General features: G+C 40.5%; 14 protein-coding genes. 5 read left to right on the top strand and 9 right to left on the bottom strand.

Annotated features, from left to right (window positions below; genetic code table 11):
• Positions 1 to 265: 265 nt before the first annotated feature.
• Both FTU37_RS13155 and pyrE read right to left on the bottom strand, forming a co-directional pair.
• Entirely contained in the window at positions 266 to 1,066 is an 801-nt protein-coding gene (locus tag FTU37_RS13155; protein WP_168379698.1) for a hypothetical protein, read from the bottom strand.
• A 262-nt stretch (positions 1,067 to 1,328) separates the two neighbouring features.
• On the bottom strand, positions 1,329 to 1,979 hold the full coding sequence (pyrE, locus tag FTU37_RS13150; RefSeq protein ID WP_078193224.1) for an orotate phosphoribosyltransferase: 651 nt from the start codon (positions 1,977 to 1,979) through the stop codon (positions 1,329 to 1,331).
• Positions 1,980 to 2,019: 40 nt separating this feature from the next.
• On the opposite strand from pyrE, the gene FTU37_RS13145 reads away from it, so the two are divergent.
• Positions 2,020 to 2,838, top strand: a complete 819-nt coding sequence (locus FTU37_RS13145; protein ID WP_168379697.1) for an exodeoxyribonuclease III — start codon at positions 2,020 to 2,022, stop codon at positions 2,836 to 2,838.
• A gap of 622 nt (positions 2,839 to 3,460) precedes the next feature.
• On the top strand, positions 3,461 to 3,808 hold the full coding sequence (locus FTU37_RS13140; RefSeq protein WP_168379696.1) for a Spx/MgsR family RNA polymerase-binding regulatory protein: 348 nt from the start codon (positions 3,461 to 3,463) through the stop codon (positions 3,806 to 3,808).
• A 104-nt stretch (positions 3,809 to 3,912) separates the two neighbouring features.
• Here FTU37_RS13140 and FTU37_RS13135 read toward each other — a convergent pair whose 3' ends face one another.
• Complete coding sequence (locus tag FTU37_RS13135) at positions 3,913 to 4,350, bottom strand: DUF2147 domain-containing protein (RefSeq protein WP_078190586.1); 438 nt, start codon at positions 4,348 to 4,350, stop codon at positions 3,913 to 3,915.
• 155 nt (positions 4,351 to 4,505) lie between these two features.
• Here FTU37_RS13135 and FTU37_RS13130 point away from each other — a divergent pair, with 155 nt between their 5' ends.
• Entirely contained in the window at positions 4,506 to 5,417 is a 912-nt protein-coding gene (locus FTU37_RS13130; RefSeq protein WP_168379695.1) for an alpha/beta hydrolase, read from the top strand.
• Positions 5,418 to 5,503: 86 nt separating this feature from the next.
• On the opposite strand, the gene FTU37_RS13125 is transcribed toward FTU37_RS13130, so the two are convergent.
• The gene (locus tag FTU37_RS13125) at positions 5,504 to 6,073 is read right to left on the bottom strand and encodes an FMN-dependent NADH-azoreductase (protein ID WP_168379694.1); all 570 of its coding nucleotides are present in this window, start codon (positions 6,071 to 6,073) and stop codon (positions 5,504 to 5,506) included.
• Between the two features lie 281 nt (positions 6,074 to 6,354).
• Between FTU37_RS13125 and FTU37_RS13120 the strand changes: the two genes are divergently transcribed.
• Positions 6,355 to 7,521: a GGDEF domain-containing protein gene (locus FTU37_RS13120; protein ID WP_257225380.1), complete on the top strand. Its 1,167-nt coding sequence runs from the start codon at positions 6,355 to 6,357 to the stop codon at positions 7,519 to 7,521.
• Positions 7,522 to 7,555: 34 nt separating this feature from the next.
• On the opposite strand, the gene FTU37_RS13115 is transcribed toward FTU37_RS13120, so the two are convergent.
• From FTU37_RS13115 to FTU37_RS13095, 5 genes are all read right to left on the bottom strand, one after another.
• The gene (locus FTU37_RS13115; protein ID WP_168379692.1) at positions 7,556 to 8,224 is read right to left on the bottom strand and encodes a glutathione S-transferase family protein; all 669 of its coding nucleotides are present in this window, start codon (positions 8,222 to 8,224) and stop codon (positions 7,556 to 7,558) included.
• 2 nt (positions 8,225 to 8,226) lie between these two features.
• The gene (gene dsbD, locus FTU37_RS13110) at positions 8,227 to 10,023 is read right to left on the bottom strand and encodes a protein-disulfide reductase DsbD (RefSeq protein WP_180124480.1); all 1,797 of its coding nucleotides are present in this window, start codon (positions 10,021 to 10,023) and stop codon (positions 8,227 to 8,229) included.
• Between the two features lie 53 nt (positions 10,024 to 10,076).
• Entirely contained in the window at positions 10,077 to 10,847 is a 771-nt protein-coding gene (locus FTU37_RS13105) for a transporter (protein WP_180022329.1), read from the bottom strand.
• Positions 10,848 to 10,861: 14 nt separating this feature from the next.
• Positions 10,862 to 11,404 carry an ankyrin repeat domain-containing protein gene (locus FTU37_RS13100; protein ID WP_078190592.1) on the bottom strand — a complete coding sequence of 181 codons (543 nt, stop codon included), beginning with the start codon at positions 11,402 to 11,404 and terminating at the stop codon, positions 10,862 to 10,864.
• A 129-nt stretch (positions 11,405 to 11,533) separates the two neighbouring features.
• Complete coding sequence (locus tag FTU37_RS13095) at positions 11,534 to 11,899, bottom strand: HPF/RaiA family ribosome-associated protein (protein WP_180088709.1); 366 nt, start codon at positions 11,897 to 11,899, stop codon at positions 11,534 to 11,536.
• 495 nt (positions 11,900 to 12,394) lie between these two features.
• Here FTU37_RS13095 and FTU37_RS13090 point away from each other — a divergent pair, with 495 nt between their 5' ends.
• Positions 12,395 to 13,132 carry an outer membrane protein OmpK gene (locus FTU37_RS13090; protein WP_078190594.1) on the top strand — a complete coding sequence of 246 codons (738 nt, stop codon included), beginning with the start codon at positions 12,395 to 12,397 and terminating at the stop codon, positions 13,130 to 13,132.
• Positions 13,133 to 13,163 lie beyond the last annotated feature (31 nt).

The raw sequence follows: 13,163 nt of genomic DNA, 5'->3' as shown, positions 1-13,163 counted from the left end.
AAGATTTAGGATTTCAGCAGCACGGACCTGGGTAATACGATGATCTCGAACGTCTTGCAGAACTGCAAGCCGTTGAATTTCTTTGTCAGACATAGTGATCAGCATCTATATTTATATCCAGTCCATGATGATAAAAACCATCATAAACTAGACATTTTTATTGGTGAGAATATAGACACTTTAAATGGGTTCTAACAACACGTTTCGTATAACCTCTATTATGTTAAATAGACTCAAAAATAGTGGAAGTTTTGCGATAGTTACTCTATTGATTAGCATTCCAAGCTTTTAATAAACGCCAAATATTTTGATCTACAGCTTTCCAATCTTTTAATGATTCATAAGGCATTCTCCATTCAATATTCACGTTAGGATAGAGAGGTGTTTCAGATTTTGTGGTTATTACGATTTGGTCTGTAAGATTACGATTAATTGTCATTAAAAATTCAGAATGGTATGGATCTGATGCATGACCTAAACAATGATAAGAAATATCAGAATCCAAATTTATTGAATAGCATTCTAAATCAAATTTTTTAAATGAATCTTCATATTTTACAAATTTATGTGATGTTAAATAGTTTATCCATTCTCTTGGTGTTCGTTTATATTTAAAAGATATGGGATCAAGTGTACTGAAATTTTGTAGATGCACTTTTACTTGATCTTGATAACTCCTATCATAAAAGTTATTAATTTTTATATTCTTAGCATTATTCAAAAGTAGATTAAATTGCATAGGCTTTTGAAAATCGGCAACGTTCTCAATTTTATCATCGTCATTTAGTATTTCTACTGTAGGAATGAAGTTAATAGGAAACTGCCCAAGAAAAGGGTTACTTAAAACTATGCCTTGCTCAATATTCTTTTTACCACCTACAACTGTTTTTATAATTAAATCCGATGAAATCCCCCAAGTCACTAAATCCCCTGATTTTGATATATCTTTATAATATTCAATATCCGATTTTTCTGATAAAGATTTAGACCTAGGTTCTAAAGAGTCAGTACATCCACATATAGCAGTAAAATGTATTAAAATAATAAAAGTTCTGATGGAATTCATAATGAAAGTCTTCTATTTATTAAATTTCCCTAAAATTAACATAATAAACGTTATACGAAATTCTTTAAATTTTCTATAAGTATCAATACTTTAACTAAAGCCGTTTCAGTAAATAGCGCACTGAGACGGCTTTTTATTGATTCTTCACGTTTAACGCCTACTTTTTAAGCAATATTTCACGTTTTTTGTTAGTTAGATGCAACAATCATCATTTAAAGACGTAAAAAAGGCAGCTTCAGCTGCCTTTTGAAATCCCGAAAAATTAGATGCCGTATTTCACACGGTACGCTTCCATTTTCGCCAAGGCTTCAGTTTCGCCTTTTGCATCTAAGAAAGTCATTAAATCTTTCATAGTGATTAAAGCATGTACAGGAATTTCTAACTCTTTTTGTACTTCTTGAATCGCAGACAAATCGCCCTGACCTTTTTCTTGACGGTCTAGCGCCACCAATACGCCCGCAATTTGTGCACCGGCATTTTTCAGAATAGTCACTACTTCACGAATCGCAGTACCTGCAGTGATCACATCATCAATGATCCAGACTTTTTTGCCTTCTACTGATGCACCCACAAGCACACCGCCTTCACCATGGTCTTTCGCTTCTTTACGGTTAAAGCCCCAAGGTACACTCACACCATGGTTTTGTGACAGTGCGACAGCCGTTGCTGCTACAAATGGAATACCTTTATAAGCTGGGCCAAAGACCACTTCCACATTATCGCATTCTGTTAATTTAGCTGCATAGCCAGAAGCCAATAACGACAATGCTTCACCGTCATTCAAAAGACCCGCATTAAAAAAATAAGGACTCACACGACCCGATTTTAAAGTAAACTCACCAAATTTAAGCACACCACGTGATAATGCCAGTTCGATAAAAGCTTGTGGATTAAATGCCGCTTGCGCTGTCATGAGGTGCTCCATTTTTTTAAGTTTGAGGTTAAACCTGAGTATGATACCAAAGAGTAGCTATCCAAGTGATCAAAAAATTTTACGTGTCGTTTCAATTAATGTGAATGGTCTGCGTTCCGCTGAAAAAAAAGGTATTTTTGACTGGATGGCAACTTCAGATGCCGATGTCATCTGCATGCAAGAAAGCCGCATTACCCATGAACAATGGACCGATAAATTTAAACCCGAAGGTTGGTTTACACACCTTTTCCCTGCAGAACGCCCAGGCTATGCCGGTACTGCGATTTATAGCCGCCTACCTTTTGTTTCAGTGACAGATGGTTTAGGTTTTGAATTGGCAGACACTCAAGGCCGCTTTATTTCTGCTGAGTTCGATTTAGGACTTGGACAAACTGCACATATTTGCTCGCTCTACCTGCCTTCTGGTTCATCGGGTGAAGAAGCTCAGGCGCGCAAAGACCTATTTTTAGGCGAATATCAACAAATTTTGAAGCAATGGCGTGCTGAAAATAAGTCAGTGATTGTTTGCGGTGACTACAACATCGTGCATAAACGTATTGATATTAAAAATTGGTCTGGGAACCAAAAGGCTTCGGGCTGCTTACCGCATGAACGTGCATGGCTCGATCATATTTATGATGAACTTGGCTATGTCGACACCTTCCGTGAGGTACGTAAAGAAGCCGAGCTTTACTCTTGGTGGTCTAACCGCGGACAAGCACGTGCCAAAAATGTCGGTTGGCGTATTGACTACCATGCATGTTCGCCAGACTGGAAAGAACGTACAGTCAATGCTTGGGTATTCAAAGATGAGTGGTTTAGCGACCATGCCCCAGTGATTATTGACTATAAAATTTAAGCTTTCAGCAATTAATTGAGTGAACAATTGTTTACCCAATTAGAGGTTATTTCTCACATTACATGACGAATTTGTGGATTTATCTCACAACTCGAACGTAGCATTATGGTCGCACGGCAAAGGGACATGTCAGGATGACACAAAAGGATTGGACGCCGAAGGAAGTATAAAAACAAACTAAATGATTTAGCTTGTTTTCAAGGATGTGACAATGGACGTTGGACTGAGACCCGCATGATCAGGATGATTAAATGCGGGTTTTCTCTTTTCTAGCCCTCGCATCTCTAGACTCCCCCAAATAAAACAGCTAAAAATTCGATCTGCACAGCAAATTCTTATTCTCGCTTTATTTCTACTTCTGACCGTGCAACCTTAGGCTGAATTTTCTTGTTATCGCAGCGCTTTCTTTTCTGATTCGTTTTGTTCTGTAGGCTATTCTAAAAGACCAAAATGTCGTTTTGATGACAATGCCTAATATTTACAGCATGCGACTTTTACAGCAAAACATTTATTTCTCAATCCACATCACGATCGGGCTTTGAGCATTGATGAATTAGCCTGTAGGATAATGCTGAATTGTATTTTTTATCATATTGTTTTGAATAATTGAGGACACCTGTTCATGCTTAAAATTTATGGCATCAAAAACTGTAATACCATGAAAAAAGCTTTCGACTTGCTCAACGAATTAGGCCTGACCTACGAATTTCATGACTATAAAAAACAAGCGATTGATGCTGAAACCGTAAAAAAATGGCTCGATGCCAAAGGTGCTGATGTGATTCTCAACAAAAAAGGCACCACATGGAAAAGACTCAGTGAAGAAGAGCAACAGACAGCCTTAGCCAGTGAAGAAAATTTGATTCAGTGCTTAACAGCGCATAGCAGCATGATTAAACGCCCAGTACTGGATACAGGTAGCGACTTATTGGTTGGCTATGATGAAAACGCTTACCGTGCATTGAAATAAATGTTTTCATCACACTCATGCACTGCCCTTGTTCAATTTTGACTGAGCAAGCAGTCATAAAAAAAGCCTGACATCGTCAGGCTTTTTGTTGGAATCACGTCAAATTAGTTGGCGCGGATCCATGTTTGGTTACGACCTAAAGCAGCAACACCAATAAAGCCGCGAAGCTCTAATTTTTTGCCGCCATCAGCCAATTGACCTTTTAACTTGTAAGTTTTACCTGATTGAGGATCCAAAATTGAACCGCTCTCATAGCTTGTACCACCAACATTTTTAAGACCGGTCACAATTCGCAAGCCTTTTAATGATTTGTTGTGATATGGGCCTTCACATTTTTTACATGCATTCTCTTCACCTGGTGTCAAAACTGACTGAATGCTCGCAGAAAGCGTACCATTTTTTTGCTCGGTGAATTTTACAATCGCTTTTGGCTGCTTGGTTTTATCATCAATGGTTTTCCAAGTTGTACCATTTAGCGGGTCTGCAGCATTTGCAAATGCGGCTAAACTCATCAATCCTAATGCTAGTGCAATTTTTTTCATTTTTGTTTATTTCCCTGGTCTGATATAGACGACATTAGTATCCAAAAGTCACAACAATTTATCAATTTTTGTATGTGACCGTTTAGTGTAACCTTGTAATTTGTGTTGGTAAATATGCTCACACGATTCCTAAAATAGAAAAAGATGGAAAGACAATGAAGATATCGCCACTGACGAAACAACTGATTACAGAAAGCATTTTAAAAACAACAATTCGTGGGCCGAGCCAGTTCAATTTACCGCCCAATACTTTACGTTTTGCTTTGGAACAAATGTGTCGTGCATTTCCCCAAAACCCGGATGTACAAATTCGCCCGATTCGCTTAGCCGGCTTAAAAGCCGAAGAAATCAAACCGCAACAGGCATCGACCCAATTAATTTTTCATATTCATGGGGGCGCATTTTTCTTGGGTTCGATGAACACACATCGGGCGTTTCTGACTCAAGTTACCGCACGCACGCAAATGCAAGTGTTACATTTGGATTATCCTTTATCCCCAGAAGCACAGTTTCCTGAAGCACTCGATGCCCTTTTTGATGTGTATGCGGTGTTATTAGATCAAGGGATTCAAGCCAAAGATATTATTTTGTCAGGCGACTCTTGTGGTGCAAACTTAGCGCTTGCCTTAGCCCTTAAAATTCAACAGGAACAACTTCCACAAGTCAGTGGTTTGGTGTTGATGTCACCGTTTTTAGACCTGACGCTGAGCAGTGAGTCCCTACGCTATAACCGTAAGCATGATGCGCTGTTAAGCATAGAAGCCCTCGAAACAGGCATTGATTATTATGTACCACGCTCGGTCGATCGAGCTGATCCATTGGTCTCGCCTTTTTTTGCCGAGCTCAAAGGACTGCCTCCGATTCATATTCAAGTAGGTTCTAAAGAAATTTTATTGGATGATGCGCAGCGCTTTAAAGTCAAAGCAGAAGAAGCTGGCCTAGATGTCGAATTTAAGCTGTACACTGGCATGTGGCATAACTTCCAAATGTTTAGCTCTTGGTTTGAAGAAGGACAGCGTGCGCTGAGTGATTTAGCCGATTTTGCACATCGACTGGATCAGGATTAATCGCTGAAAAATAATCCCTGAAATGGATCAAAGTCACCATAAAAAAAGGTCAGCAGATGCTGACCTAAGAGGGAAATGTCAATCTATTAAATGGCTTGAATTTGAGCCTGAGCTGTTGCCATTGCTTGTGCTTTCATATCTGGTCCCATATTGACACCTTCGGCACGAATCACATCAATATCGCTGACACCTGTGAAATTAAACACGGCTTTTAATAAACCTTCTTGATAATCTACAGGGCTGTTATCGCCATACACACCGCCACGACTGCTGGCAATATAAACTTTTTTGTCACCTGCCAAGCCCACTGGACCTTGTTCTGTATATTTAAAGGTACGACCTGCAACACTGATACGGTCGATCCATGCTTTCAAAGTTGATGGCAAACCGAAGTTATACATAGCAGCACCAACCACAACCACATCGGCATCCAAATACTGTTGTAACAGTTGCTCGCCTAAAGCCGATTGTTCTGCATTCTGACCCATCAAAATTTCACTGCTGAGATGTGGAATCTGCTGTACTGCTAAATCGAGATATTGAACCTGTACCGCATCACCATGTTTTTGCTGTAGCTGTTGTACAATTTCAGCGCTGAGTTGACGTGAAACTGAAGCGTCGCCCATGATGCTTGAATCAATATGCAAAATTTTCATGACTAAAACCTAAAGCTGTTGTTATTAACTTGAGCCTAGTGTAATCACTTTTCATAAATAGAATAATCCCGATCCTTATGACACTATGTTTTATTTTTAGAACAATCTTTTTGAACTCGTAAAAAATTTAAAATTACTGAGCGGTTCTTGACCGTTATCAAGTGTAAATTTTCATGCTAATGTAAGCCTATAAAATGATATCTATATAAACTTTAAGAAAAAAACTGATAACTCGAACAGGGCAATGACACAGGATGACGGTGAAATCAAGCATACGTGACATGATCCTCCGCAATAGAATCGCCCAGTATTTACTGGAAGATGAAGTGGTGATGAATTGGAGTATCCTGAAAAAGTGTATGCTCATGCTGATGCTTGGCTCAGCCATTCATCTGCTTTGGATCATTTGGAAATTTTATGTTTATGTCACGCCAGAACTTTGGCAGTGGGTTAACCTTGATCTCATCCACTCTCAATTGTGGACCAACATCGTCTTTTTTTGCTTAATGGTCCTGCTGATTTGGCCTTGCTATGCTGGAAAAGATAATCCCAAGATTCAGCTAATTTTACCTTATCTTTCGGTCGGCTTATTCGTCATTTCTTTATGTCGTGACGGTTATTTAATTGGTGTCATGAGTCCAGCCACCATGATCTCCTACGTGAGCCTTGTGACCGTTGGATTGGTGCTATTTACACGAAAAATCGTCTATAGCATGCTGATTCCAGCCACGATTTTTTTATCCATTTGTATGTATTTAAGCATCCGCGGCATTATCCCCTATGCCCCGATTTTTCAACCTCATGCCTATGGCTATCAAAATAGTTTTTGGCTCTTCTCAATGATCTTTTTCATTGTTCCTATTTTATTAACCTGTCTGGCTTTATTTGAAATCTTACTGAGCCAATGGCGTCACCGTGAGCATTTGATTCAAAAACTCAGTCAAGTCGACCCACTGACCAATTTATTTAATCGACGCAGTATCAATCAATGTCTGGAACAGCTCGATAGTGCTAAAACAGATACATATGCACTGGTCTTGTTGGACTTAGACCATTTTAAACGCATCAATGATGAATACGGACACGATAAAGGCGATGAAACCTTGATTCTCGTCAGCCAAATATTAAACCAACATTTACGTGGTAGTGATGTGGTTGGACGTTTTGGCGGGGAAGAGTTTATTTTGGTGTTAAAAAACTCTAACTTAGAACAAGCAATTTTCATTGCAGAGCGCTGTCGAAAAGCCATTGAACAGCTTCAAATTTGGGGGCATGACGATCAGTCGATTCATGTGACAGCCAGTTTTGGCATTGCGATTTCAACGCCTGAATTAGTACCACAACAATTACTGACCCATGCAGATCAAGCGCTATATGCAGCTAAAGCTGGTGGTCGTAACATGGTCATGGCGTACACAGAACAACAAAGCTTTAGCCATTTGGTTTAAAACTTTTATCTAGGTCAGACGTGGCGTTGAGCTTTTAACGTGGATACTGTTCCATACGACGGACTGGCTGTTCCAGTTGAGCAGCCGTGATCCATGCCACCACAGAAGGATGCTGCAAAATCTTTTGCATATAACGCTGTGTGTTGTCACTCACAGGTAGCTGGAAGGTCTGTAAACGTGTCACCACGGGTGCAAAAAATGCATCGGCAATACTAAATTCACCGCATAGAAAGCCATCCACCGCAGGACGACTCGACCAAATCTGCTCGATTCGAGTCACTTCAGCACGCAACTCGGCATGTTCAGACCATAATCTCTGACCATGACGACCATAATCCGCCTGCAGATTCATACTACATAAGCTACGCAATTGCATAAAACTACTGTGCATTTCCGCGCAAATACTACGTGCCCATGCGCGTTGCGTGGGATCTTTAGGCCACAGTGGAAGCTCTTGAAACTGCTCTGCCAAATATTCACAAATTGCCAATGAGTCCCAAATCATCACACCGTCATGTTCCAATAGGGGCACTTTCCCATTGGCATGTAGGGCTAACATTTGCTGCTTGAACGCTCCGCCATCCTCAGCTTCAGAAAAAGGAATCAAGATCTCTTGAAACGGTAAATTAAACGCGTGTAACACCAACCACGGTCGCATAGACCACGTCGAATAGTTTTTATTTGCAATATATAATTGCATCATTTTTATTCTCCACGCGATTTAAATTTTTCCAATTGCGCTAGCAATTCTTTCTCGCTAAAAGCGCCCGTCAAGCGTAGTCCACGTATCTCTTGATGCGCTGTATCTAAAAATAAATAGGTTGGTGGCCCTAAAATATCCCATTGATTGAGCAGAACTTGATGGGTTGCATCATACTGACTCAAATCTAACTTAATTAGGTAATGCGGTGCCAAAGCCTGTTGTACTGCTGTCGATTTTAAAACTTTATGTTCAATCGGCTGACAGGCCACACACCAATCGGCATAGACATCAATAATTGCGGATTGACCTTGGGGAATTTCACTTAATAAACGTTGAAACTCTTCCGCTGTATGTGCCACATGCCAAGCACTTTGTTGTTGACTTTCTTCGACTAAAAAACATTGGCTGTGTTGATATTGACTGTACACAATATAAGGTACAGCTGCACAGAACACCAAGATATACAACCATTTGAGCTGAGTACTGCGCCATAAAATGCGCCAAAGCACATAAGTGCTAAACACCAGACCCAGAGCAAGGGATAACCACTGTAACCAAGCTTCACTGATCAATGGTCGAATGAAATACAAAGCCAAGGCCAACATAATGAAAGCAAAGAGCACCTTGATTTGGTTCATCCACAATCCCGCTTTAGGCAATACCCGTGAGCCAAGGACACTGGCCAACAATAGCGGGGTCCCCATGCCAAAGCCGAGGGTGAATAACAATAATGCACCTTGCCACTGACTTTGGGTTTGCGAAATAAATAATAATGCGCCTGCCAACGGTGCTGTCATACAAGGACCGACCAGCAATGCTGAAATCATCCCCATGACTCCAGCGCCAACGAGACTACCACCTTTTTGCATCGACTGAGCTTGGTCTAAGCGATTGACCCAACTGCGAGGCAATTTCAGTTCAAATAAACCAAATAAATTCAGGGCAAAAACCACAAAGAGCACGCTAAAGGCAATTAAGGTCGAAGGCTGTTGCAACCAACGCTGGAAATTCAAACCTGCAGACGACGCCACCAAGCCGAGAATGGCATACACCATCGCCATACTGGTGACAAAAGTCAGTGCAATCATCCATGCTTTTAAACCTCGGCTATCGCGGACTATCAGTGAGGTTAAAATCGGCAGCATCGGCAATGAACATGGCGTAAAAGCCAACAAAAAACCCAGTCCAAAAAACAGTAAAAGGCCATAAAATATGGAGCTTTGCGCTAATTTTTCAGACCACATTTGGTCGCTTGCGGTATAGCGATCAGAAGCCAGTGCAGCATTATCTGCCCGCTGCTGATCTAAATGATTCGCCGTAGGCTGTTCAGCATTATTTTCTGCTGCAAAGTCGAGTAAACGTTTGCTTGGGGTGGCTAGATTTTGCTGTGTGACCAAACCAGAAGCATCCGTTTCAAAGCTGATACTCTGTGGTGGATAACACACCCGATCCTTGGCACAGCCTTGCCAACTGACTTGATAAGTCTGCAGTTTTTGAGTCGGAATTTTAAAACTCAACTTTTGGTAATACACCTGCGTATGACCATAGTTATCGTCTTTTAAATCCTCAGCAGCAGGCAAATCCAAAGCTAAAACTTGATTGCCCTGCTTCACCTCTATTTTGTGCTGATACAGATAATAATGCGCTGGAATATCCCAACTCAGCTCCGCCTGATCTGCACGATCAGAGACGACCGAGAAAGGAAAAGCATCTTCAGCTGAAAGTAATGCATCCTGAGCAGAGACGCCCATACTGAACGACAGCACAGCCGCTGCCGCAACATAAGTCCATTGTTTCATTCAGCTGAATTCATCCTCAGTCTGTATTTTTACGTTTTAAAATTTAGGTTTTTTTAGAACAGGTAAGATACGCCCAAACCTGACTGATAATTTTTATGACCGCCAGTGAGTTCTAGACCGACGCTCGCATCCAACTGCATACGATCCGAAACGGCATACGTTAGACCGGAAGCCAAAGAAACTTCCTGATCCGTACTCTCTGCTTTGCGATAAACCAGCTCAGAAAAACCCGATAAATTACCCGCAATTTGATATTCCATTCCTGGAATGGCACTCACAGCCCAATCACCATCTTGAACTTCATAACGCATGGTCATTGAAGTCCCAATTGTATCGCTATAATCATAAGCCACAGCGGAAGTCAGACTATAAATATCGTCCTCAGCACTAAAACCTTCATTGCCTGTCGCAATAATAGCTTCAGCAAGAATAGCCATCGACAATTTCTCATCATTCAAATCAATGGCTTTTTTCAGGCCAATGCTGACATCACCCAAACCATCATCTTCAACTGAGCGACCCGCAACTTTGGTTTTAGACCATGCAGGACCTTGCCAACCCAATTGCAATTCCAAATCTTTTGCCAAACCAGTACGGAATAACATGTCTGCATTTAAAGTGGTGTTTTTTACTTTTTCACCATTTTCATCACGACTTTCACTATAGCTCGCTGCTGGCAAACTTTGTTCCCATGCCAAACGACCTACAGGGGTAATGCCTGTGCCCATACCCGCGCCCGGACGATCAAATGAAAAATCCGCCGCAAATGCAGACAGGCTCAAACTGGATAATGTTGCAATGCTTAAAACTTTAAATACAGTCATGTTTTTACTCACAATTATGCTAATTCTTTGGTCATTTTTGCGCCATGGCTACGCAAAAGCTCCAAGGTTTGTTTTTCTTCTTCCAATGCTTCCGACCAATTTACCGCGTCAAAATCACAGTCAAAAAATAATTCACTAATCGACGATAAAATGGTTAAACCATCGCTATCAATCATATTTGGATTCACTTTTTCATCCAATAAACGCTGTACCGCAGGGACACATGCTGCACTCGCAGCATCCCATAATGGACCATAAATTTCTTCAGCATCCCATAAATGCACATTGGCTTTGGCTTGAATCAGCGCTTCCAAGATTTGCATATGTACATCTAAATGTTGTGTTTTCTGTTCTGCTGTTAAAGGTTGGCCTGCTTCATACGCTTCGCAAACCATTTCCCACCATTTAAACAAACCATCAGACCATACAGAAACCGCAGGTCCTTTCTCAAAGTCGATAAAATTTGGATTAAGACCATCTGCCAACAGGCGTTGCACCTGTGCAAGATCTTGTTCTTCTAACGCTTGCACAAAAAGCTGTTGTTGCGCTGTTAACATCTGGAAAGCTCACTTCAATTTATTTTGATCTATTATGCCGAATAAAGCTGCGTTTGTTTGAATTTCATGTAAAACAAAATACAAAACACACAAAAAAAGCCCCGCAGGGCTTTTTTTAAATTTTGAGACTTATTCGTCGTCTACGCTGTCATCCGCATCAGCAAAAGCAGGTTGCGTACTGCGCGGGTTCTCTTTCTTTTCGAACACATGTTCAAGACTACGTTTAAGTCGATCAATTGCACCGTGAATAGCTGTATCTACATTATGACCACGATGGTTGACCACGACAGGCTTCAAACCTGCTGGACGTGCTTCAATCATACATTTTATGTCGTCGCTGCCGCCCTTGTCCCCATTTTCATCACTTAAATGCACCGAAAAGTGGGTAATGCGTTCACTATGGCGCTGAAATTCTTCATTAAGTTCTGCACGAACGTATGTAATTAGTCGATCACTGTTTATAATGTTTTTATCTGTACGGATTTCAATGTTCATAATATCATCCTCATATCTATCTGTATTAGCTATAAAAATTTGTGCAAAACTTATTATCTTGGCACGTTACATTTGCTGTAAATGTTACAGCAATGACCATCTTCAACTTTGTATGGAACGTCGTCCTCCACATTGAATGATGAACACTTTAGAGTCTGCAGATCCGTGTCCTTATACTTCGAATATCGGTCTTAAGTTAGAATTTTGCAAGTGCTATTTTGATATTTTTTTAATATCCATAAAAAAAGTAAGACTTTATTGTAGATTTGCATTGTTTTAATTGATTTGGGTCATATTTTTGTGCATTTCCTCGACGCCCACCTTCTATTTGCACAATTCCATTCAAACTCAAAATCTCGCTTTTACCGTCATCGATCATTCACAGCGTATTTCCCCTTCAAATTACAAAACAATTTTGCCGTTGAGTAAAATTTGGCTTTATTTTTGCTTAATAATCTGTATGCTTTCAGTGCTTCTCGGGGGAGATATTTTTTAATGAAACTTACACAAATCGTTGCATCATGTGCATTAGCATCTGCTGCTGCTTTCACTCAAGCTTCACCTATCGTATGGCAAGATTTCAGCTTAACTGGCTTATATGGTGAAAACTATGAAGTGGGTACTGAAGACCGTACAACGATCACAGCCGAATATGCCGCTAAACTGAAATATTCAGATGTATTCTTCTTCGTTGACCAACAATTAGATGGTAACGATGATCAATCAACTTATGCAGAATTAGCGCCACGTCTAAGCTTAGGTGAAGTTTCTGGTAAAGACCTTTCTATGGGTCCAATCAAAGACGTTCTGATTGCAACGACTTGGGAACATAATGCGGGTTACGATCACCACAACTCTGAATTTAACAACTTCTTGTACGGTGTAGGTTTCTCTCTCGATATTCCATATACACAATATGCGAATGTGAACTTCTATAAAGCAGCTAACGACAAGACTAAAGATGATTATCAAATGACAATCACTTATGCAGTGCCGTTCAAATTAGGTTCAGAAGAGTTTTTAGCAGATGCCTTCCTAGACTGGTCAACTGCTGAAGCAGACCATGCAAGTGAATTAAACTGGACATCTCAGTACAAATGGAATGTGGGTAAACACATTTCACCAAAAACTAAGTTATATGTTGGTATCGAACATTCAGTTTGGAACAACAAATTTGGTATTAAAGGCGTAGACCAAAACGATGTCAGCGCATTGGTGAAATACCACTTCTAAGTTCGACTCAGAACGCTATGAAGAAAAAAGC

The organism is Acinetobacter sp. YH12097 (assembly GCF_013419225.1).
In the GTDB taxonomy this organism is placed as follows: Bacteria; Pseudomonadota; Gammaproteobacteria; order Pseudomonadales; family Moraxellaceae; genus Acinetobacter; species Acinetobacter amyesii.
This window is presented reverse-complemented; position numbering and strand designations above follow the sequence as displayed.

Coding starts and splice junctions, on each gene's coding strand:
- FTU37_RS13155 (WP_168379698.1), bottom strand. CDS start 1,066: ATGAATTCCATCAGAACTTTTATTATTTTAATACATTTTACTGCTATA.
- pyrE (WP_078193224.1), bottom strand. CDS start 1,979: ATGACAGCGCAAGCGGCATTTAATCCACAAGCTTTTATCGAACTGGCA.
- FTU37_RS13145 (WP_168379697.1), top strand. CDS start 2,020: ATGATACCAAAGAGTAGCTATCCAAGTGATCAAAAAATTTTACGTGTC.
- FTU37_RS13140 (WP_168379696.1), top strand. CDS start 3,461: ATGCTTAAAATTTATGGCATCAAAAACTGTAATACCATGAAAAAAGCT.
- FTU37_RS13135 (WP_078190586.1), bottom strand. CDS start 4,350: ATGAAAAAAATTGCACTAGCATTAGGATTGATGAGTTTAGCCGCATTT.
- FTU37_RS13130 (WP_168379695.1), top strand. CDS start 4,506: ATGAAGATATCGCCACTGACGAAACAACTGATTACAGAAAGCATTTTA.
- FTU37_RS13125 (WP_168379694.1), bottom strand. CDS start 6,073: ATGAAAATTTTGCATATTGATTCAAGCATCATGGGCGACGCTTCAGTT.
- FTU37_RS13120 (WP_257225380.1), top strand. CDS start 6,355: ATGATCCTCCGCAATAGAATCGCCCAGTATTTACTGGAAGATGAAGTG.
- FTU37_RS13115 (WP_168379692.1), bottom strand. CDS start 8,224: ATGATGCAATTATATATTGCAAATAAAAACTATTCGACGTGGTCTATG.
- dsbD (WP_180124480.1), bottom strand. CDS start 10,023: ATGAAACAATGGACTTATGTTGCGGCAGCGGCTGTGCTGTCGTTCAGT.
- FTU37_RS13105 (WP_180022329.1), bottom strand. CDS start 10,847: ATGACTGTATTTAAAGTTTTAAGCATTGCAACATTATCCAGTTTGAGC.
- FTU37_RS13100 (WP_078190592.1), bottom strand. CDS start 11,404: ATGTTAACAGCGCAACAACAGCTTTTTGTGCAAGCGTTAGAAGAACAA.
- FTU37_RS13095 (WP_180088709.1), bottom strand. CDS start 11,899: ATGAACATTGAAATCCGTACAGATAAAAACATTATAAACAGTGATCGA.
- FTU37_RS13090 (WP_078190594.1), top strand. CDS start 12,395: ATGAAACTTACACAAATCGTTGCATCATGTGCATTAGCATCTGCTGCT.